The following is a 21,430-nucleotide window of genomic DNA, read 5'->3' as shown; positions in this document are numbered from 1 at the left end:
TAATGTGCGATAAAGCACAAACTATGGGAGGAATTGATTATGGCAATCCAACGTAAAAAAATTACGGTTGTCGGCGCAGGCTTCACAGGTGCGACAACAGCGCTGATGCTGGCGCAAAAAGAACTCGGCGACGTCGTATTGCTGGACATCCCTCAACTGGAGAACCCGACCAAAGGGAAAGCGCTGGATATGCTCGAAGCTTCCCCGGTGCAAGGGTTCGACGCGAACATTGTCGGCACGTCCAACTATGACGAGACCAGCGGTTCCGACATCGTGATTATCACGGCAGGGATTGCCCGCAAACCGGGCATGAGCCGCGACGACCTCGTGAACACGAACGCAGGCATCGTGAAATCCGTTTGCGAAAATATCAAGAGAACGAGCCCGCAATCGATCGTTATCATCCTGAGCAACCCGGTAGACGCCATGACATATGTCGCTTACCAAACGCTCGGCTTCCCGAAAAACCGCGTTATCGGCCAATCCGGCGTACTTGACACGGCTCGTTATTGCACGTTCATCGCGCAGGAGCTGAACGTTTCCGTAGAAGACGTGCGCGGCTTTGTACTCGGCGGTCATGGGGACGACATGGTTCCGCTCGTTCGTTACTCCAATGTTGGCGGGATTCCGATCGAGAAGCTCATTCCGGCTGATCGCATCGAAGCGATCGTGAAGCGTACGCGTACCGGCGGCGGCGAAATCGTTAACCTGCTGGGCAACGGCTCCGCTTACTACGCACCGGCTGCTTCCATCGTGCAAATGACGGAAGCGATCATGAAAGACAAAAAACGCGTTCTGCCTTCCATCGCTTTGCTCCAAGGCGAATACGGCTATGACAACCTGTTCATGGGCGTACCGACGCTGCTTGGCGGCGACGGCATCGAGAAAGTATTCGAGCTGGAGCTGCTTCCGGAAGAGAAAGCAGCACTCGACAAATCCGCTGAATCCGTACGCAACGTTATCAAAGTCGTTACGGGCTAATCGCATACCACCTGTTCAAAGAAAGACCAGTTTCCGCCGAAAAGGCCGAAGCTGGTCTTTTTTATTTCCCTTTTCTTTTGCGGAGCCGGTGAAAAACTGCCGATCAAGGGATTGAAAGCCATGGCAATCCATGGTACGATACGAAATGACTGACGAATCAGTCATATTGTCGGGACCTGCGGTGACGAGGGTCCTAGGGGAGGAGAATTCACCGTTGGCTGTAGAGAAGAGAGACAAAATCGTCGAGTCGGCGCTGAAGCTTTTTGAGCAAAAAGGGTATCATAGCACCAAAGTGTCGGACATCGTGAAGGATGCCGGCATGGCGCAGGGCACGTTTTATCTTTATTTTAAAAGCAAGGAAGACTTGTTCCGCAGTGTGGCGGAGGAGTGCTTGAAGGAAATCGTCGTCGCGCTCGAACCGAAATCGCTGGACCCTCGCGAATTGCACAACGACAAGATGCATGACCGTTTGATCCGGCAAACGCTGACCATTTATTACCAGAACCGGACCATCCTTAACATTTTGAAGCGGCATGGCGCCGCCTCTCCTGAAATAGCGGACATCTCGAAGCAGTTTTACGGCAATGTTTGCGAGGTTGTCAAGGACATGTTCAAGCACTTCAATGTCTACCCCGGATATACGGACGAGCAGTTGGAAATGACCGCTTATGCCGAGATCGGAATGCTCGAGATGGTCGCTTACCAATGGTTCATCGAAAAAGGATACGGTCTGGAAAAGCTTGATCCGCTTGCCGAGGTGCTCGTCGGGATCAACGTCAACTGCCTGCCGGAAACGGATGTGAGCGAAGGATGATCGCGAAGCTGCTGAAATACCGCAAGGTAACGCTGCTGTTTTTCGTGATGGCGGTCGTGCTCGGGGTGTTCAATATTTTCACCTTGAAGCAGAGGGAGAATCCCGAGATCGAGATCACGTACGCATTGGTGAAAACCGTCTACCCGGGGGCTTCGCCGGAAAAAGTGGAGCAGTTCGTCACCCGCCCGCTGGAAGATAAAATTAAAGAAATCAGCGGAATCAAAGTTCTCACCTCCACTTCGGCCGCCAACGTGTCGGTCATTCAAGTCGAGCTGAAGTCGGATACGGATATCCGCAGGGCGTGGGACTCGCTGCGCCAGAAGGTGCAGTCTGCGCAAGGAGACTTGCCGGCAGATGCGCACCAGCCGGAAGTGAACGACGACTTAAGCAAAATTGCGGCGCAAATTTTGCATTTTGTCGTGGAGACGCCGGAAGAGCTGGAGTCGCTGCGGACGACGATGGACTACTGGAAAAAGCAGCTCGCAACCGTTCCCGGCGTGAGCAACGTCCAGGTCGTCGGACTGCCCGAGCAGGAAGTGGCGATTACGCTTGACACTGACAAGCTGGATACGCTCAGGCTGCCATGGGGTATCGTAGCGCAGTCGCTGAAAAATAAGCATGACCGGGTGCCGCTCGGTACGGTGGACAAGGGCGCCAAGCAGTATTACGTCAATATGGGCGGAGAATGGAAGTCCGCCGAGGATATCGCGAACACGGAGCTTCTGGGTCTGCCCCCCGGCAGCGCGATGAAGATCAAGGACGTCGCTGACGTCAAGCTGCGCTCGAAGAAAAAAGAAGTATCCATCTTACATAACGGAAAGCCTGTCCTCGATCTGGTCATTAATGCGGAGAAAGGCACGGATGTCCCGTCGCTGCAGAATCGCATCGACAAGAAGGTTGCGGAGCTGGAGCCGAAGCTGCCGGCCAATGTGAGGATCGAGTCGCTGTTTACGCAAAAGGAAAGTCTCGACCATCTGTTTAACGAGCTGGGTAGAGAGCTGCTGATGGGGATTCTTTCGGTTATCGTCGTCTGCTCTCTCGGACTAACGTTCGGCACTTCGCTGATCGTGGCCTTGGCCATTCCGGTGTCCATCACGATCGGTTTTATTCCCGTCGAAGCGATGGGTATCGATTTGAATCAGATTACGATCGTCGCGCTCGTCATCGTGCTCGGAATTCTGGTCGACGACGCCATCGTCGTGAACGACAACATCCAGCGCCGCCTGCAGCTGGGCGACGATCCGGCTACGGCCTCGTTGGAAGGAAGCCGCGATGTCGCCATTTCGATTCTGACGGCGACGATTGCGACGGCTGCTGCGTTTTTGCCGCTGTTTTTCCTGCAGGGCAACATCGGCAGCTTCATTCGCCCGCTTCCTGTCGTCATTTCGTTGTCGCTTGCGGCTTCCATGGCGATGTCGCTGACGATTGTTCCGATTTTCCGCCAATGGGTAGGCGAGCGGCGGCTTCGCCGCAAAGGCTCCAAGGCCGAGCCAACCAAAGGTACGGGAGGCGCGTCTGGAAGCGAAGGGACGCAATCTCCGGGTCTGCTCGGCAAGCCGATCGCGAGGCTGAGCGCCTTTTACGGCAAGCAGATTCACCGCTTCTTGCGGCGTCCGCTGCTGACCGGGCTCGCTGCGCTGCTGTTGGGCACCTCCGCCTTCGGATTGATGCCGCTGCTTGGGGTGCAGTATTTTCCGCCTGCGGAGAAGGAAGAGATGCTCATCGACTTCAAGCTTCCGTCCGGACGTCAGTTTGCGGAAACGGAGTTTACAATCCGCAAGGCCGCAGCATGGATGGAAGAGCAGCCGGGTGTGCGCTTCGTCTCGGCTTATGCCGGGCGGACGGCTCCGCATTTTTATTACTCGGAAGCGGATCAGACGGGCATCTCGATCGGGCAGCTGTTCGTTAAGGTCGATGTGAAGCAGCTGAATACGAAAGCCGCCGTCGTGCAGTGGCGGGAGCAACTGAAGGCGATGTTCCCCTCCGATGTGGAGATTACGCCGCGCGAGCTGGAGCAGGGACCGCCTGTCGGCGCGCCGATCGCCCTTCGCATCAGCGGCAGCGAGCTGTCGGAGCTTCGCCAGATTTCGGCGGACGTTCAAGCGATGCTGAAAGAAATCCCGGGTACGATCAGCGTCACCGACGATGTCGGAGAGGCCATGAACACCTACGAGGTGGAACCGGACCCGGCGAAACTGAATGTATTCGGCGTGAACGAGAAGGATCTTTCCACGACGCTCAGAATTGCAACCGAAGGGCTGGAAGTGTCGGAGATGCAGAAAGGCGAAGATCTGATCGACGTGACCCTGTACGCCAAGATGCGTTCCTCCGACCCGTTGGAGACGATGAAGAAAATGTACGTCTCGACGCAAAAGGGCGGCACGGTTCAAATGCGCGAACTGGGAGATATCCGCACCAGCCAAATGATCAAGTCGATTCATCATCGCGACCAGACCCGGACGATTACCGTGCGCAGCTATACGCAGGACCGGCTGGCGGACGATATTGTGAAGGATCTGCAAGCCAAGCTGGGAAGTTACAATGTTCCAGCAGGCTATTCGATTCAGTTCGGCGGCGAAAACGAGGAGCGTAACGAAGCGTTTGCCTCCATCGGAAAGCTGTCGGTCATCGTTATTTTGCTGATTTACATCATTATGGTCATGCAGTTTTACTCGCTCTCGATTCCGCTGCTCATTCTCTCGACCGTCTATTTGGCGGCAGGCGGCGCGATCATCGGGCTGTTCCTTTCGGGTTCGCCGATCGGCTTCATGGCGCTCATGGGGCTCGTCAGCCTGGCGGGCATCGTGGTGCGGAACGGGATCATTCTGATCGAATTTATCGAGCAGGCGCGCGAACGCGGACTGCCTCTGTACGAAGCGGTAGCGGAAGCGGGAAAAGCGCGGCTTCGGCCGATTCTGCTGACGACGGCCACGGCGATCGGCGGCTTGCTGCCGATGACGATCATGGGCGGAAATTTATGGCGCCCGATGGGAATTACGATTATTTCCGGTCTGCTGTATTCGACCATGCTGACGCTGATCGTCGTACCGTCGCTGTTTGTCATTTTACAGAAGTGGCGCGACAAACGCTCGGCGAAAGCGGGTAAAGCGGTCCATCCATAAGCCCGCCCCGAATTTGCTTAGGAAGCTCGTATTCTTGTATACTAGGGGAGAGAGAAAACGAGGTTGAATAGGGAGGGTCCCGGGATTATGCAGCAAGTGTTTTTGTATTTACATGTGCTCGGCGCCATATTGATGGGCTTTTATCTCATGCTGCCGTTTTTGGCGATGCGGGTGGAGGCACTGCAATCGGGAACAGCGCAGTTCGGTTTCTTGAATGTGTTGTTTGCCGCCAACCGTGCGGGACAGCTGGCGCTCGTGATCGCATTTTTGTCCGGCGGTTATCTGGTCAGCAAGGCGCATTATTCGGTGCTTTGGATGGTGCTGGCGGTCGTTCTATTCCTAGCCATCGGGGCGCTGACAGGCATTCTCGGCAGCAAAATGCGTAAGGCGCTGCAAGATCCGGCCGGCGGCAATATCAAAGCTCACATCGGCTCCATCAAGTCGCTTAGCGTGATCAACGGCATCATTTTCTTTCTTGTCGTTACGCTGATGAAGTTCCCATACGCATTTTAGTTCAGATTAGAGTGAAAAAGGCCGGGGTAACAGCCCCGGCCTTGAGCTTGTTGAGAAAGTGGTCGAAACGGGATTATAGAGGTTACGAGGGGGTGGGGTATCCACTTCCGACCGCTGCTGTCATCGGGAAATTTCATTGGAAGCCGCTTAGTAGCGGACATTTCCCGATGACAAAGGCGGCTATCGCTTCTCCAGTGGATACCCCACCTCCGTTTGCATCTCTATTTCAATCATAAACCTCTTTCTCAACAATCTGGCCGGGGTAAAAACCCCGGCCTTTTTTTCGTCCGGACCTGCGCGCTTTGGAGCAACCTTTATTCCGTCCTTTCGTCTAAATGGGAAGAAAGCACACGAGTTTCGGAAAGGGGAAGGAAGCACCGATGCGTTCATTGGATGAATTGCTTCACTCCGGGGCGGGTTCGCTGCCGGTAAAGCTGCTTATGGCCGGATGGATTGCCATAGGGAGCAGCCTCGTTCCCTTATCGCAGGCCAGAGCAGCGGAGGTTGGCGCGGAACAAGCGTCTGCTTCTTCGCCCATCACTAATCCCGAGCCGGCCGGAAAGTGACCGCCCGGACGAAAACGGCATCTGTGGAGCTTATGCTGGATAGCGGGACGGCTTACCTGAACGGCAAGCCTTATCCGCTGGACGTGCCTGCACAGCTGATCCAGGATGCTACCTATGTTCCGGTCCGGTTCGTTGCCGAAGCGCTGGGTGCTTCGATTAGCTGGGAACCTTCCGCGCGCCTGGTCGTCATCAACACGGAGACGCCTGCCAAGCCGTTGTCGGAAGCCTAGCTGAAGCGGCTGCGCGCGGAAGCTCAGGGGAACCGGGATGCAAGGCAGCGTCCGTAACGCTGGAAAGCTATTCTTCGGACGGAGGGAGCAGCCGCTCCAAGCCGTTCATGTACGGGCGCAGCGCCGGAGGAATCCGGATCGAGCCGTCCTCGGCCTGATGATTTTCCAGCAGCGGGATTAAGATTCTCGGCGAAGCGACGGCCGTATTGTTGAGCGTATGGCAGTAGCGCAGCTTGCCGCCCGAATCGCGATACCGAATGTTCGAACGGCGGGCCTGGAAGTCGAGCAGGTGGGACGACGAATGGGTTTCGCCGTAGGCTTGGCGGCTCGGCATCCAAGTTTCGATGTCGTACTGCTTATACGTTTTTTGCGACATATCGCCGGTGCAGACGGCCATGACCCGGTAGGGCAGCTCCAGCAGTTGCAGAAGCTCTTCCGCGTTGCTCGTGATGGCTTCCAGCAGCGGCTCGGAACGGTCAAGCTCGGCTTCGCACACGATAACCTGCTCCACTTTGGAAAATTGATGCACGCGGTATAAGCCGTGCACGTCTTTGCCTGCCGAGCCGACCTCGCTTCGAAAACACGACGAGACGGCGGCAAGCATGAGCGGATCGCGCACGTCGACCACCTCATGGCTGTAATACGAAACTAGCGGCACTTCCGAGGTGCCGACCAGCCACTTGTCCTCGTCCGCGATCCGGTACACCTGCTCTTGGCCGAAGGGGAAGTAGCCTGTATGGGTCAAGGCATCCGCGCGTACGAGCAGCGGAACCTCCATGAGCGTAAAGCCCCGGCTTAGCAGCAGATCCACCGCAAGCTGCTGTACGGCGCGGTGCAGCAGGGCTCCGGGGCCCCGCAGGTAATAGTTCCGTGTTCCGGCCGTCTTGACGCCGCGCGGGATGTCGATCATCCGGTGAAGCTCGCCGAGGGCTACGTGGTCTTTGGGCTCGAAAGCGAACGCGGGCGGCGTCCCGTTACGCCGAATTTCAATATTGTCCGCATCCGAACGCCCGACAGGCGTGTCGGGAGATACGACGTTCGGGATGCGAAGCATCAGCTGATCGAACTGACGCTGGGCCTCAGCCAGCTCCGGTTCCGTCTCCGCCAAGCGGCTGCCAAGATCCTTCACGTTACGTTTCAACGGCTCAGCTTCTTTATGGCCTCCCATACGAACGAGTGTGCCGATCTCCTCCGACAGCTTGTTTCGGGCGTGGCGCAGCTTCTCGGTCTCTTGAAGCAGATTTCGCTTCTTCTCGTCCCAAGCAAGCAGCTCGGAGACGGAAACGGCGATTCCTTTTTGATCGGCGACCGTTTGTACTCTCTCGTAATTTTGGCGAATCCAGTGAATATCCAGCATGTGGTACCGCTCCTTTTTTTTAGGAAAATGACAAAAAGCGCCCTGTATCCTTTTGGGACGAGGAGCGCTTGTCTCGCGGTGCCACCCAACTTGACCGGACAGCATGGCGGTCCGATCCGCTTTGGTTCCGCGTTAACGGGCGGGCCCGGTTCACTTGAGGGACGGTATTGGTCCCTTTAACGAGAACGCCTCCGAGTTGGATGCTCTTCATAGGCAAATGGTCGATCATTCAATTTGTTGTAGTATAGCTTATTCGGGTAAAGGATTCAAGTGCAGGGCAGCGAGGCGATGGAATCGCGTGGCGCTTCCGGCCTGTTTTGGATTGACCGGTCATTGCCGTTCTTGTACAATCAGGATAGAGATGCAGGAAAGGGGAATTGTTTCCGATGGCAGGCACTTTGTAATGGTTAATGAACCGGATAGCGCACGATCCCGATTGGTTTAACGGGAGAGGTGTGCCTGTCTGTCACCATTACAGGGACGCTATGGGAACGAGCCCGACACCCGGCAAGCGGATACCTCATGGTATCCGCTTTTTTAGTTCAGCCGGGAATAGTTGCATCTCCGGCAGCTCACACCGCCGCGTCTCCATCTACGGGAGGAGATCGTATGAACGAGAAAAGACTGCAAGGCAAAATCGCCATTGTGACGGGAGTGAGCCGCCGGAGGGGCATCGGGAGCGCCATTGCCCGCGCGCTGGCGGAAGAGGGCGCCGATCTGTTTTTTACCCATTGGCGCAAATATGACGAAGCTCAGCCTTATGGAAGCGAGCGGGAGTGGCCGAAGCAGATGACCGAGGAGCTTGTCGCACTCGGTGTGAGGACAGGGTCAATGGAGCTGGATTTATCTGACCAAGATTCGGCGATTCGGCTGCTGGATGAAGTGCAGCACCGGCTGGGCACCCCGTTTATATTGATCAATAACGCAACGCATTGCGAAGAAGTCGGTTTCGAGGCGCTGAACGCAGCTATTCTCGATGCGCATTACACCGTCAATGTTCGCGGCACTTGCATGCTTTCGGTGGAATTTGCCCGCAGGTTAAGAGGGGGGAGGGGCGGACGGATCATCAATCTGGTATCGGGACAAGACAAAGGTCCGATGCCGGGGAATCTGGCATATGTTGCGACCAAAGGGGCCATCTCGGCGTTTACCGTCTCGCTCGCGGCGGAATTGGCCCCGCACCGGATCACGGTCAATGCGGTCGATCCCGGACCGACCGATTCGGGGTGGATGGACGAAGCGTTTAAGCGGACGCTGCTTCCCAAATTTCCGATGGGACGCATCGGACAGCCGAATGATGTCGCACGGTTGATCCGGTTTCTGGCCGGCGACGACGCCCGGTGGGTGACGGGACAAATTATTCACTCAGACGGCGGATTTTGGGACTGAGGCTTTTTGATCCTGAAGGTCCGAGGCCAATCCGCCCTGCGGCAAAGTTGATGACGCGGCAGATGTTGGATAAACTTAGAAAGAATGAAGCAAGCCCTGAGAGAGGAGCAATGGACACACATGAAGCTAAGCCTGCTGGATCTTGTTCCTTTGCTTGAAGGGGCCGATGCTTCGACCGCTTTGGCGCAAGCACGCAGACTTGCACAGACGGCGGAGAAGCTGGGGTATTCGCGCTACTGGGCCGCGGAGCAGGGGCTGGCCTGCCCTGCGCCGGAAGTGCTGCTGTCGCATATCGGGGCGCACACGGAGCGGATACGGCTCGGCTCCGGGGCGCTGCTGCTGCCGCATTACAAGCCGATCAAGGTGGCCGAAACGTTTCGGCTGCTCGCGGCTTTGTATCCCGGGCGGATCGATCTCGGAATCGGCCGGGCTCCGGGAGGGTCGGCGCATACGAGCATGGCGCTGAGCGGCAATTTTTTGGAAAATGTCCGGCAGCTGCCCGAATCGCTTCGTTCTTTGTCCGCCTTGCTTGCCGACGAATTTCGCGTGGAGGATGTGCCGGTCCGGGCCATGCCTGTTCCTCCTGCCGATCCGGAGGTATGGCTGCTCGGGACGAATCGGAAGAGCGCCTCGTATGCTGCGGATTTCGGGACCGGATACGTCTTCGGCCAATTCATGAGCGACCGGGACGGGGCGGAAGTGCTTTCCGCCTACGTTCGGGAGTTCCGGCCAACGTCCTTGGGGGCCGCTCCGCGTGTGATCATGGCCGTGAGCATCCTGTGCGCGGATACGGAAGAGGAGGCGCACGGGCTCGCATCCGAAGCGAAGAGGCTGCTTCAGCCGGAGGAAGGCAGTGGAGCGGACCGGCCCAAGCCGATGATCGGAACTCCGGGACAAGTGAAGGCGGCATTGGAGCAGCTGCAGAGGGATTGCGATGTCGACGAATTTATGATCGTGACGCTGGGGCCCGATTACGAAAGCCGTCTTCGTTCGTATGAGCTGCTGGCGGACGCCGTATGGGGAACTGCGGGAGGTGTCACAACAGCTTGAACCGTTCGATGTGTTCCCCGAGCCCTACCTTTTGCAAAATTTCGATCTGCTTCGGTCCGATCAGGTCGTAGTGCGGGAAGCTTTCGCGATCGTGTATATATCGGGGATTAAGTCCATTGGTCTCGCACCATGCGACGAGCCGGTTCATATCCGAGCATCCGACCTTGGTGACCGAATGAAACTGCGGGAACCGCGGGTCGAACCAAAAATGGGTTAAAAAAGCGATCTCCCCGCGAGTGACCGCTTCTTTCCACTGAACGAGCTCTTTTCTTTTAATACCGAATGCCATAAGCCGGTCATCCTTATCGATGATTTCATTTTGTTTTATTATGACGGATGGAACGGTCTACTTCAAATGTAAAGGAGCAAGCAGAAATGAAAGAGAGAAAAAGAAGAGATCAGGTCGAGCCACAATCCACTTGGAATTTAGCCGATTTATATGCAGGAGACGAAGCTTGGGAAGCCGAGATGACCGGCATCGCCGAGTCTCTTCCGTCCATGGAGCGCTTTAAAGGGAAGCTGCACGAAGGGGCCGGCCTGCTTCTGGAATGTCTGGAAGCCCAGGAGGCGCTGCACGTGCGGCTTTTGCGCGCCGCTACATATGCCCGCTTGCAGCTGTCCGGCGACGGAACGAACCCGGCGTACCAAGCGAATTCTGCCCGGGTCGGAGATGTCGCTGCGCAAGCGGGGGCTGCGCTTTCGTTCATTCGCTCAGAGCTGCTGGAGCTGCCGGACGGGTGGCTGGAGCGTTACATAGGAGAGGAACCGAAGTTGGAATCGTTCCGCAAAAGCTTGACGGATCTGCTGGAAACGAAGCCGCACCGGCTGCAGGCAGAGACGGAAGCGGTCCTGGCGTCGCTCGGGGAAGTGCTGGGAGCCCCCTATACGATCTACCAGCGAAGCAAGCTGTCAGATATGTCCTTCGCTTCCGTAGAGGACGGGGAGGGCGTAACGCGGCCGGTTTCGTTCGCACTGTACGAAACTGACTACGAGCTGTCACCGGATACCGTGCTGCGCCGCAATGCTTACCAGTCGTTTACCGGGACGCTGGAGTCTTACCAGAATACGTTTGCCGCCGTGTATGCCGCCGAAGTAAAGAAACAGACGGTTATTTCCCGGCTGCGCGGATACGAATCCGTGACGCATATGCTGCTCCAGCCGCAGCAGGTTACGATTCCGATGTATCATAACATCCTTGATATTATCCGTACGGAGCTGGCACCGCACATGCGGCGGTTGGCCCGGCTGAAGCAGCGGGTGCTCGGCTTGGACCGCATCCGGTTCTGCGACTTGAAAGCTCCGCTCGATCCGGAATTCAGTCCTTCGGTCACGTTCGAAGAGGCGGGGCGGACAATTCTGGACGCTCTCCGGGTGATGGGGCCCGAATACACGGAGCTTATGGAGCAGGCGCTGACCGGGCGCTGGATCGATTACGCCGACAATATCGGCAAGTCGACCGGTGCCTTCTGCTCAAGTCCGTACAGCACGCATTCCTACATCCTGATCACCTGGGCGGGCAACATGCGCAGCGCCTTTACGCTGGCGCACGAGCTGGGGCATGCGGGCCATCTGATGCTGGCCGCGCGCAATCAACGGTATACGAACTACAGGCCGTCCACCTATTTTATCGAAGCGCCGTCGACGATGAACGAGCTGCTTCTTGCCCGGCATCTGATGGAGCAGTCCGACGATCCGCGTCTAAAACGCTGGGTGATTCTTCAGCTTCTGAACACCTACTATCACAATTTCGTCACGCACCTGCTGGAAGGCGACATGCAAAGAAGGGTGTACGAGGCGGCGGAAGCGGGCAAGGCGCTGACGGCGAAAAAGCTCCGCGAGCTGAAGGGAAGCGTGCTGTCGGAATTCTGGGGAGATGCGGTCGACTTCGACGCGGGAGCGGAATTAACCTGGATGCGGCAGCCGCATTATTATATGGGGCTGTATCCGTATACGTACGCGGCGGGCTTAACGGCCTCGACGGCCGTAGCCGAGCTCATTCGCGAGGAAGGGCAGCCGGCCGTGGACCGCTGGCTTGACGTACTCAAGGCCGGAGGCACGATGCGGCCGCTCGAGCTGATGAAGCTCGCCGGCATCGATATGTCCGAGCCGCAGCCGATTCGCAGCACGGTCGCCTATGTCGGTTCCTTGATCGACGAGCTGGAGCAGTTATTTTCATAAGCGATGCCGAATAAAAAAGTAAACATCATCGTCCTGATTTGCATTTTACTCCTATGCACATCCCTTGTTCCACATTCTTCCATATTGGCGGCCGAGGAAGCGAGGGAAGTGCAAATCTCCGCTTACCCGACCGACCCGTTAGTGGAGAAGCAAGCCTATCTGCAGCAAATTCATATGAACGAGGCTTGGGATGTCGCGACCGGTAACGACTCGATCGTAATTGCGATCGTGGATACGGGCGTTGATTTGAACCATCCGGATCTGACGCCGAATTTGGTAAAAGGAATCAATTTGATCGAGCCCGGCCAGCCGCCGCGCGACGACAACGGACACGGCACGAATGTCGCCGGAATCATCGGTGCTGCGGCCAACAACGATAAAGGAATCGCCGGCATTTTGTGGAAGGCCAAGCTGATGCCGGTGAAGGCGGTAGAGAACGACGGCACGGGCAGCGAAGCCAAATTGGGCGAGGGCATCCGCTACGCCGTCGATCACGGGGCCAAAATCGTCGTGCTGTCGCTCGGCTTAAACAAGTATTCGGACTACATGAGCGAAATCGTGCGCTATGCCGAGACGAAGGGGGTGCTGCTCGTCGCCGCCACCGGCAACGAGGGAAACACCGTCAAATACCCGGCAGCGTATCCTACCGTTCTGGCCGTCGGCGGCATGGCGGCGGACAAAAAGGCGCATAAGCTGTCCAACAGCGGTCCCGAGGTAGATCTTGTGGCGCCGTGGGACGTTTTTACGACGGGGATCGGCGGGAGATACGAACACAAGGACGGCACCTCCATGGCGGCGCCTCAGGTTGCGGCGGTTTGCGCTCTGGCCTGGTCCAAGTATCCTTGGATGAAGCCGTATCAAATTCGCAGCTTGCTCCGGCAAACGGCCGAGGACCTCAGCGGGAACGGTTGGAGTCCCGGGACCGGCTACGGTCTGCTGCGCGCCGACCGCGTTCTGAAGGATCCTTATTCGGAGCACATGTACAAGCGGAACGACCGGAAGGAGCAGGCCACCCCCATCTCGGTAAGCAAGACGGTCAGCGGGTCGTTTGAGAACGGGAGCGATCCGAACTGGTTTACCTTCGAGGCGCCTTACGACGGAAGCGTCAAGCTGGAGCTGGAGTTGGATCCGAAGGAGGAGGTAGCCGTTACGCATACGGATGCCGGAGGGGGCGTTAAAGATTACTCCTTAAGCGCAGCGGGAGCGGTCACGATGCCGGTGAAGAAAGGTAAAAGCTACTTGAAGCTGCAGCTCAAAAACGCCTCCGCCAAGCACAAGCTGGAATTCAAGCTTACGACCTCCTTTGAGATTTATAAGGATGCCTATGCCGATAACGGCAAGCAGTACAAGGCCTACGTGCTTCCGGCGCAAAGTCAGACCTTGAAAGGAACGTTTCACCGGAACAACGATCAGGACTGGTATATGCTCCCGGTTACGCAAACAGGCAAGCTCAGCGTCCGGTTATCCGTCGATACGAACCGGATGGACCCGGTGCTGTTCGTTCAAAAGAGAGGGGAAAAGGGCAAGACGATCGACGAGGGCGGCGAAGGGGAGTCCGAATATTTTCCGGAGACGGACGTCTATCCGGGCGACTATTACATCCGCGTCAGCAATGCCGAGGGCTATCTCCCTCCCATTACGGGCGAGTACACGCTTGCGATCCAATACAAGCCCAAGCTGCTCGATCCGAACGGTCCGCACGATAAGCCGTACTCGGCTACGGTCATGCAGCCCGGAGCGAAATATCAAGGGCTGCTGGACAAGATCGGCGGCGCAAACTGGTTTTCGCTGAACATCGAAGAGGAAAGTCTGGTCGAGCTTCGTTTATCCGGCATTCCGCAGAACATACGGATGACGATGTCCGCCTATAACGGCACGCTCAAGCCGGTCGACTCTGTCACGAATCCTGACGGCACGTCGGAGGCGCTGCTAAGCCAGCTTTGGCAGCCGGGCGTTTATTACATCCGGTTAACGGCGGACGCGGCATTCGATGACCGGTTCTACGAGCTTAAAGCCGAGGTTAAGCCGCTGGTTGGCGGATACGCCGACGTCAAAGGGCATTGGGCCGAGGCGGTGATCAAGCTGGCGTCCGAGCGGAAAATCATCGACGGGTACGAGCATTACCGGTTCATGCCGGATCGACCGATTACGCGGGCGGAGGCGACGGCCGTGCTAGTCCGAGGTTTAAAGCTGACGAAGCAAAAAGAAGTCCGCTATACGGATTTTGGACCCGATCATTGGGCTTACCCGTACATCGCCAAAGCCGCCCAGGCAGAGATCATCGACGGTTATCCCGACGGATCGTTGGCCCCGGACCGGTACCTTACCCGTATGGAAATGGCCGCCATGATGGCAAGAAGCATGAAGATGAGCGGGAAGCAGAGAGGAACGTCGCCTTTTGCAGATGTAAAAGAGACGGATTGGGGAGTAGGCATTTTGAAGCAGCTGAAAGCGGAAGGCTGGATCATAGGCTTCCCCGACGGGACGTTCCGTCCGGAAAGCCAAGCGACGCGGGCAGAGTTTGTGACCCTGCTGGCCCGCATGATGAATTGATCCACATCGCACACCGATAAAAAAGGGTTGACAAAATAAATAGTGCAAGCATTGATGAGCTATGTAAATCACATGACCTCGTTAGGTGAGGCTCCTATACAAACATAGGCCACTGCCCGGAAATATCGAAAGATGCCAATGGGTAGAACAGGAACTGCCGGATTAAGGCTTTTCTTAACGTGGCTAAGAGCGTACCGCGCTCTTTACGTTGTATAGTGCCAAAACTCGACCAGGGGGTTAGCGATGGTGTATTTTTGTGCGCTTATCGAACCCCTCAGGTCAACTGAGGGGTTTTCATTTGGAGAGGGGGGAAACATGCACATGGACAGTAGCAGTAGTAATCGATTTCGACGGTTATTTTCTACAAGTCCATATGTCGCAACGAGGAAGGTGGCCCTCCCATGTTTCCCATGCCTCCCTTTCCGGGCCTTTCTTACGGCGGAAGGGTGTAGTTACGAGTGGCTGTAGGATAAAATGCGAAACAGGACCAGCGGTTAAGGTTCGATTTTATCCGCCGTTTGCGATAGCCGGCCGGTGACAATCTGTACTGCGATGGCATCGTCCAGATACCCCAAGGGAAAGACATAGTCGGGGATAATATCCGCCGACAAAATAAAGTAAAGCAGGGCGCTGCCGGCGATCGCACGCCTCTCCGGCGTCGTGTCCTCCCGGCAGTACAGCTCATACAATTGCCGCAGCTCATCGATAAAAGGCCCGGCGCCGTTGACGCTTTCCACCTTGGTGCGGAAATCGTCGACGATGATCCGCTGTCCTTCCTCGGTCATGGCATATTGCTCGTATTTGCTCAATTCCTTGCCGACGAGCTCGGTGGTAAACTGCTGGTCGAATAAGTTGGACGACAGAAGAACATCCTTGATGCTTTCGACGGAGGCGTAAATATCCGAACCTTGTTCTGAGTGGCGGGAACCGACGTCGAAGCCGGCCGCTTGAAACAGCTGCTCCGTTGGAACGCCGAGATGGACGGCGAACTGCTGCAGGTGGTCGGGCTTGGCCTGCTGCTTGCCGTTGGCGATGCGCGAGATCGTCGCCGTATCGATTCCGGTAAGCAGGCTCAGCTTGCGCATGGATAAAGAACGGCCTTTTAACAGCGATTTTAAGGTTAAGCCCAGCTCCGGTTCTTTTTTCTTATCGGACATCGGTTATTCCCCCCGATTGCTTGTGTTGAGTAAGCATATTGAAAAATTCTCAACAGTGTTGAGGCGGATAGGCACATTTTTGCCGATTTCTCAATATGATGCCAATATAAAGCGAAAAGGAGTGAAACAGCATGACATGGCTGTTAATTGTAGGTTTTGCCGTCTCGTCGAGTCTGGATAATTTGGGTGTAGGGATATCCTATGGGATCCGGCGAATCCGCGTCGGCGTGTTGTCGAATCTGATCATCGCCATGATTTGTTTTCTGTTCAGCGAAACGGGGATATTATTCGGACAGTGGCTTTCGGAGGTGCTTCCGGGAATTCTTCCTGTTGTGGTCGGAGCCTTCGTCTTGACGGTCATCGGGCTGCGCATCGTGCTGCTGGCGATGCCGCGAAAGCCATCGATGACTCCCGAGGTGAAGGAAGACCGGTCCGACGGCCCGTCGTTAAAAGGTCTCCTGCAGCATCCCGAAAAGGCCGACAAGGATCAATCCGGCTCCATCGGGATCGGCGAATCGGTTGTTCTGGGAGTCGCGCTATCGGCGAATGCCGTCACGAACGGTCTGAGCGCAGGGCTGATGAATTTGTCGCCGCTCGCCATCTCGCTCACGGCTGCACAAGGAAGCTTTATTACGATCTGGGTCGGCGTCGCGATAGGCCGGAAAGTGGCGGGGGTCCGCATTGGGGCCTTCACCTTGGGACAATTCGGCACGTTGATCAGCGGGGTGATCCTTCTGGTGATTGCATGCAACTCCCTGTTTGACTAAGGAGACGGCCCCCGGCTACTTGTCTTTACTATACTACGGGCTGCGGCTGCTTGTTATGACAGGAACGGAACGAATGATAGGAGAAAAGCAGTCTAACGCGGGTGAAATGCGTCGGACTGCTTTTTCGTTAGGGCTATAGTTCGTCGAGCGTCTTCTCCAGGCTTGGGGCAAGATGCTGCAGGAAATAGTCCAGCTCGGGCATGTTCATCGCCTCAATCGATTGCTCGATCTGCTTCTTCGCGGTGGCAAATTCACGGTTGCCGGCGGACAGCTCGGACACGCATTTGAGATAGGCGTCCAGAAGATCGGCGCCTTTGACGTATTTTTTCAGCTCGGGATCGGCATCCTTCTTCGCAACGATCAGCGGGTCGTACACGTGTCGCAGCGGTTCCGGAACCATGTCCAGTAGACGCTCGGCGGCAAGCTGCTCGATCTCGCGGAAGTTGGAAAGAATCTTCGGATTGTGGTGCTTCACCGGCGTCGGAATGTCTCCCGTGAAAACCTCCGTTGCGTCGTGGAACAGCGCCATGCTGACGGCGCGCTCCGTCGGCACCTGCTTGCCGTACACCTCGTTGGCAATCGTGCACAGCACATGGGTCAGAATCGAGACGTGAAAAGAGTGCTCGGCGACATTTTCCTTCAGCACGTTCCGCATGAGGCTCCAGCGCTCGATATACCGTAGCCGGTACAAATAAGCTAAAAAATGACTTTCCATCCATCATCATCCTAAATTATGAATTCAGCTTCGGCTTCATGCGTACATCCGGTCAAGGCTTCGTATCGATCGTTTGGCGCAAGGCGAAGCTTTGTACATTTGGATTATACACGATTTGTCCCCCGACCGTCTGTTCTAAATCTTTCAGAGTGATGAAGATTTTATTGTTTTTCCATGTCAGCGGTTTGTGAAGGGCCAGGGTCCGGCCGTCCGGCGCGGTCAGCTTCGTGCCGCCAGCTGTGCCGCTCCAGTGATGCGCTCCGAAGCCGATCTGCACGGTCCCGTCATGGGACTGCACGACCTTGCCGCCGAATGCGCCGACCGTCTCGGCCAGCGGTACTTCACTCGTCGGCGGCATCGGAGCGACGACACGCCGCAGGATCGCTTGATGCAGCCGCTCCGGTGATACCCCGCTGTTCCCGGCGTCGATCCGCGGAATTTGCAGCCGGTCCACCTCGCGGGTGGCCATCTCCGGGACGACGGTGAACGCGTATTTGATGCCGCCCTGCCGGATATGCTCCAGCGCCGTCTTATCGTATATGCCGAAGGGGTAAGCGTACGAATCGACCGGCCCCGCATATAGCTCGCTTAGCGCGCCGACGCAGGCTTTCGTATCGCCGACGACCCGCTGTTTGTACTGCTCCTCCGTTTCCTTGACGCCGTCTTTCACGAGCCGGCTGACCAATGCGGCGCCGCCGCCCGGCAGCTTATAATGAAAACGATGGCTGTGGCACTGAAAATCGGTGAAATTGGTATCGCTCGTCATTTCCATAATATCGTCCCGTGACATGGACGGAATATAGCTGGCGAGCGGATTTTCCAAATCGCCCGTGATGACGAAATTGACCGCGGGGACGCGCATTTGCTTCAACAGGGGATAGGCGTTGACGTAGAAGCTTTCGTATCCGTCGTCGAACGTCACAAGCACCGCGTTGTTCGGAACCGGCGCTCCTTCCATGTACGCCTTGAATTGCTTCAGCGTGATGAACTGGTACCCTTTGCTTTTGAGAAAGCTCAACTGATCCTTGAAGAGCTGTGCGGTGATCGTCCCGCCGCTCTTGGCGTCGTCGTCGATATGATGGTAGATGATTACCGCGACCTGATCTTTATAAAGGACGGTGCTTTTGGCCGCGCTCAGCGGCTGGAAGATGAGGCCGAGGCCAAGGGAGGCCAGGAGGACGATTTGGAGGACCAGCTTTCTCATGGTAGTTCTTAACTCCTTCGGACTTGGTTAAATAGACCTACTCGTTTTTTCTGCATTATTCGACAAACCCGCTTTCGTTTCCTTCAAGAAAGTGCTATTGTCAAAAAATAATATTTTGTAAAGCCGCTCCCGTGAAACGGGCTTTTCCTCCCCTTCGGAATCGCGCAAAAACGCGGTGTTGGTCCCCGTCCGAATATGCTATTATAGATTTATGCGTTTCCATGTTATCAAGTATCGTTTTTGCGAAAAACGAAAGGAGTCTTTGCCATCATGCAGCATTTTCAAGAGAGCATCTACCAATTGATCGTCGAAACGTCCACGAACCTTCCGGCCGACGTCCGGGAAGCGATTCAGTCTGCCCGTGCCCGGGAAGATGCGGGTACGCGCTCCGCGCTTTCGCTGTCCACGATTGCAGACAACATCCGGATGGCGGAGTGCAACGTATCGCCGATCTGTCAGGATACGGGAATGCCGACGTTTATCGTACATTGTCCGGTCGGTGCGAACCAGATCGAGATGAAGAAGCAGATCATCGCCGCTGTGGCCCAAGCAACGAAGGACAGCAAGCTGCGGACGAACTCCGTCGACTCGCTGACTGGCGCGAACAGCGGGGACAACATCGGTCCGGGCACCCCGGTTATCCACTTCGAGCAGTGGGAGCGGAATGAAATCGAAGCGAAGCTGATCCTCAAGGGCGGCGGCTGTGAAAATAAGAACATTCAATACAGCCTGCCGACCGAGCTCGAAGGCCTCGGCAAAGCGGGCCGCGACCTCGACGGCATCCGCAAATGCATCCTGCATGCGGTCTATCAAGCGCAAGGCCAAGGCTGTAGCGCCGGGTTCATCGGCGTAGGCATCGGCGGCGACCGGACGACCGGCTACGAGCTGGCGAAGCACCAACTGTTCCGGGCGGCGGATGACGTCAATCCGAACGATGAGCTCCGCAAGCTGGAAGACTACATTATGGACAACGCCAATAAGCTCGGCATCGGAACGATGGGCTTCGGCGGTCAAGTGACGCTGCTCGGCTGCAAGGTCGGCGTCATGAACCGGCTGCCGGCGAGCTTCTTCGTCTCCGTCGCGTACAACTGCTGGGCGTTCCGCCGGCAGGGCGTACTGCTCGATCCGGCAACGGGCGCGATCACGAAGTGGGCATACCGCAAGGGTGAAGAGCTGCCGATGCAGAAGGACGAGCCGGCTGCTGCGTCCGAGTCGGGCGAGCGCCGCGAAGTCGTGCTGCAGACGCCGATCTCCGAGGAGCAGATCCGCCAGCTCCGCGTTGGTGACGTCGTGATTATCAACGGACCGATGCATACGGGCCGCGACGCGCTGCACAAATATTTGATGGATCACGATTCTCCGGTAGATCTGAACGGCGCGGTTATTTATCACTGCGGACCGGTCATGGCCAAGGATGCGGAAGGAAATTGGGTCGTGAAAGCGGCAGGCCCGACGACCAGCATCCGCGAGGAGCCTTACCAAGGCGACATTATTAAGAAGTTCGGCATTCGCGCGGTCATCGGCAAAGGCGGCATGGGGGCCAAAACGCTCAAAGCGCTGCAGGAGCACGGAGCGGTGTACCTGAACGCCATCGGCGGCGCGGCGCAATATTATGCCGAATGCTTTAAGAAGGTGGAAGGTGTCGACTTCATGGAATTCGGCATTCCGGAAGCGATGTGGCATCTCCAAACGGAAGGCTTTGCAGCCATCGTTACCATGGATTCCCACGGCAACAGCCTGCATGCGGACGTCGAGCAGGAGTCGCGCGAGAAGCTGGCCCAGTTCAAAGAACCGGTCTTCGTGTAAAGCCCGGCCATGGGATCATTCGGTGTCAGGCTGAACGCCTGGATAGAAAAATATTTGTCCGTCATTGTCCCGGTATCGTTGATACTGGGGTTTCTTTTGTCTCATTATATGAATAGCTGGACGGCGGCGGTGCCGCTGCTGTTCGCCTATTTGACCTTCGTCATGGCGACCGGCTGCAGCTTCGGCCAAATCCGCGAAGCGTTCCGGATGCCGCTGCCGATGGCGCTGACGTTCGTGCTATCACATGTCGTGGCGCCGGCGCTCGGTTATGCGATCGGCCGTACCGCTTTCGGCGCGGAATCGCCGTATGTGGTCGGGTTCGTCCTGTTCGCGATCATCCCGCTCGGGGTATCGTCCGTCATCTGGGTCGGACTGTCCAAAGGGCATGTGCCGCTGGCTCTGGCCATGATCGTGATCGATTCGGCTCTTAGCCCATTCGTCATTCCGGCCGCGGTGGAGCTGTTCTTCGGCGAGGCTATTGCGTTCGACCATACGAAGGTCATGCTGGATTTGGTGAAAATCATCGTGGTGCCGACGATTCTCGGCGTGCTCGTGAACGAGCTGTCCAAGCAGCGCTTCAAGAGCTGGTCGGCTCCCGTCTGCGGACCGACCTCCAAGCTGGCGCTGGCCGTCGTGGTCATGATCAATGCGGCCGCCATCGAGCCGTATGTGGCGCAGATGAAGAGCGATATGATCGTCGTGATTCCGCTGGTCGTGCTGCTGGTGCTCTTGTCCTATCTAATAGGCTTCGCAGGCTCGGTTTGGCTGCGCAAGCCCGATCTGGTCATTGCCATTACGTATTCGTCCGGCATGCGCAACATTTCGCTCGGGCTGGTGCTGGCGCTCGCGTATTTTGAGCCGTTGACCGCGGTGCCCGTCGTTCTGTCGATTTTGATCCAACAGCCGATGGCCACGCTCAATCATTGGTTGATGAAAAAATATTGGCGCTCGTCCCTTTACACAAAATTAACTGGCGCTCCGCCGGCCGAACAAGTACGATATTGAGTAAAAACGTTTGTCGGGACTTT

At 56.5% G+C, this 21,430-nt stretch carries 18 protein-coding genes and 1 riboswitch; of the genes, 13 read left to right on the top strand and 5 right to left on the bottom strand.

Features of this window, described 5'->3' with window-relative positions:
- Positions 1-39: 39 nt before the first annotated feature.
- From mdh to NI000_RS02815, 6 genes are all read left to right on the top strand, one after another.
- Positions 40-981 carry a malate dehydrogenase gene (gene mdh, locus NI000_RS02840; RefSeq protein ID WP_253407536.1) on the top strand — a complete coding sequence of 314 codons (942 nt, stop codon included), beginning with the start codon at positions 40-42 and terminating at the stop codon, positions 979-981.
- 214 nt (positions 982-1,195) lie between these two features.
- The gene (locus NI000_RS02835; RefSeq protein ID WP_253407535.1) at positions 1,196-1,795 is read left to right on the top strand and encodes a TetR/AcrR family transcriptional regulator; all 600 of its coding nucleotides are present in this window, start codon (positions 1,196-1,198) and stop codon (positions 1,793-1,795) included.
- A complete protein-coding gene (locus NI000_RS02830; RefSeq protein WP_253407534.1) occupies positions 1,792-4,917 on the top strand; it encodes an efflux RND transporter permease subunit in 3,126 nt (1,041 codons plus the stop codon). Before NI000_RS02835 ends, NI000_RS02830 begins: the two co-directional genes overlap by 4 nt.
- A gap of 87 nt (positions 4,918-5,004) precedes the next feature.
- The gene (locus NI000_RS02825) at positions 5,005-5,430 is read left to right on the top strand and encodes a hypothetical protein (protein ID WP_216797707.1); all 426 of its coding nucleotides are present in this window, start codon (positions 5,005-5,007) and stop codon (positions 5,428-5,430) included.
- 380 nt (positions 5,431-5,810) lie between these two features.
- A complete protein-coding gene (locus NI000_RS02820; protein WP_253407533.1) occupies positions 5,811-5,996 on the top strand; it encodes a hypothetical protein in 186 nt (61 codons plus the stop codon).
- 32 nt (positions 5,997-6,028) lie between these two features.
- Positions 6,029-6,226 carry a copper amine oxidase N-terminal domain-containing protein gene (locus tag NI000_RS02815; RefSeq protein ID WP_253408381.1) on the top strand — a complete coding sequence of 66 codons (198 nt, stop codon included), beginning with the start codon at positions 6,029-6,031 and terminating at the stop codon, positions 6,224-6,226.
- Between the two features lie 67 nt (positions 6,227-6,293).
- Here the strand turns inward: NI000_RS02815 and serS are convergent, their stop codons facing one another.
- Positions 6,294-7,583 (bottom strand): serine--tRNA ligase, encoded by a 1,290-nt coding sequence (gene serS, locus NI000_RS02810; protein ID WP_253407532.1) that lies wholly within the window; start codon positions 7,581-7,583, stop codon positions 6,294-6,296.
- 609 nt (positions 7,584-8,192) lie between these two features.
- Between serS and NI000_RS02805 the strand changes: the two genes are divergently transcribed.
- Together NI000_RS02805 and NI000_RS02800 are read left to right on the top strand one after the other, a co-directional pair.
- Positions 8,193-8,972, top strand: coding sequence for an SDR family oxidoreductase (locus tag NI000_RS02805; RefSeq protein WP_253407531.1), 780 nt, complete (start codon positions 8,193-8,195; stop codon positions 8,970-8,972).
- Between the two features lie 120 nt (positions 8,973-9,092).
- The gene (locus NI000_RS02800) at positions 9,093-10,022 is read left to right on the top strand and encodes an MsnO8 family LLM class oxidoreductase (RefSeq protein WP_253407529.1); all 930 of its coding nucleotides are present in this window, start codon (positions 9,093-9,095) and stop codon (positions 10,020-10,022) included.
- On the opposite strand, the gene NI000_RS02795 is transcribed toward NI000_RS02800, so the two are convergent.
- On the bottom strand, positions 10,009-10,311 hold the full coding sequence (locus tag NI000_RS02795; RefSeq protein ID WP_253407527.1) for a hypothetical protein: 303 nt from the start codon (positions 10,309-10,311) through the stop codon (positions 10,009-10,011). The two genes, NI000_RS02800 and NI000_RS02795, sit on opposite strands and share 14 nt — an antisense overlap.
- Positions 10,312-10,397: 86 nt before the next feature.
- On the opposite strand from NI000_RS02795, the gene pepF reads away from it, so the two are divergent.
- Together pepF and NI000_RS02785 are read left to right on the top strand one after the other, a co-directional pair.
- Positions 10,398-12,200, top strand: a complete 1,803-nt coding sequence (gene pepF, locus NI000_RS02790; RefSeq protein WP_253407520.1) for an oligoendopeptidase F — start codon at positions 10,398-10,400, stop codon at positions 12,198-12,200.
- 3 nt (positions 12,201-12,203) lie between these two features.
- Positions 12,204-14,753 carry a S8 family serine peptidase gene (locus NI000_RS02785; RefSeq protein ID WP_253407515.1) on the top strand — a complete coding sequence of 850 codons (2,550 nt, stop codon included), beginning with the start codon at positions 12,204-12,206 and terminating at the stop codon, positions 14,751-14,753.
- 70 nt (positions 14,754-14,823) lie between these two features.
- Positions 14,824-14,996, top strand: a riboswitch (M-box (ykoK) riboswitch).
- Between the two features lie 251 nt (positions 14,997-15,247).
- On the opposite strand, the gene NI000_RS02780 is transcribed toward NI000_RS02785, so the two are convergent.
- Positions 15,248-15,910: a DUF1232 domain-containing protein gene (locus NI000_RS02780; protein WP_253407513.1), complete on the bottom strand. Its 663-nt coding sequence runs from the start codon at positions 15,908-15,910 to the stop codon at positions 15,248-15,250.
- A 131-nt stretch (positions 15,911-16,041) separates the two neighbouring features.
- Between NI000_RS02780 and ytaF the strand changes: the two genes are divergently transcribed.
- The gene (gene ytaF / locus NI000_RS02775; RefSeq protein WP_253407511.1) at positions 16,042-16,677 is read left to right on the top strand and encodes a sporulation membrane protein YtaF; all 636 of its coding nucleotides are present in this window, start codon (positions 16,042-16,044) and stop codon (positions 16,675-16,677) included.
- 133 nt (positions 16,678-16,810) lie between these two features.
- Here ytaF and yfbR read toward each other — a convergent pair whose 3' ends face one another.
- Positions 16,811-17,392, bottom strand: coding sequence for a 5'-deoxynucleotidase (gene yfbR / locus NI000_RS02770; protein WP_253407509.1), 582 nt, complete (start codon positions 17,390-17,392; stop codon positions 16,811-16,813).
- Between the two features lie 52 nt (positions 17,393-17,444).
- Positions 17,445-18,596 (bottom strand): polysaccharide deacetylase family protein, encoded by a 1,152-nt coding sequence (locus NI000_RS02765; RefSeq protein ID WP_253407507.1) that lies wholly within the window; start codon positions 18,594-18,596, stop codon positions 17,445-17,447.
- A 270-nt stretch (positions 18,597-18,866) separates the two neighbouring features.
- On the opposite strand from NI000_RS02765, the gene NI000_RS02760 reads away from it, so the two are divergent.
- Both NI000_RS02760 and NI000_RS02755 read left to right on the top strand, forming a co-directional pair.
- A complete protein-coding gene (locus tag NI000_RS02760) occupies positions 18,867-20,402 on the top strand; it encodes a fumarate hydratase (protein ID WP_253407505.1) in 1,536 nt (511 codons plus the stop codon).
- A 9-nt stretch (positions 20,403-20,411) separates the two neighbouring features.
- Positions 20,412-21,407 carry a bile acid:sodium symporter family protein gene (locus NI000_RS02755; protein WP_253407503.1) on the top strand — a complete coding sequence of 332 codons (996 nt, stop codon included), beginning with the start codon at positions 20,412-20,414 and terminating at the stop codon, positions 21,405-21,407.
- Positions 21,408-21,430 lie beyond the last annotated feature (23 nt).

Source organism: Paenibacillus tyrphae (assembly GCF_024158745.1).
Classification (GTDB): domain Bacteria; phylum Bacillota; class Bacilli; order Paenibacillales; family NBRC-103111; genus Paenibacillus_G; species Paenibacillus_G tyrfis_A.
The sequence above is the reverse complement of the archived record's forward strand: the minus strand, read 5'-3'. Positions and strand labels throughout refer to the sequence as shown.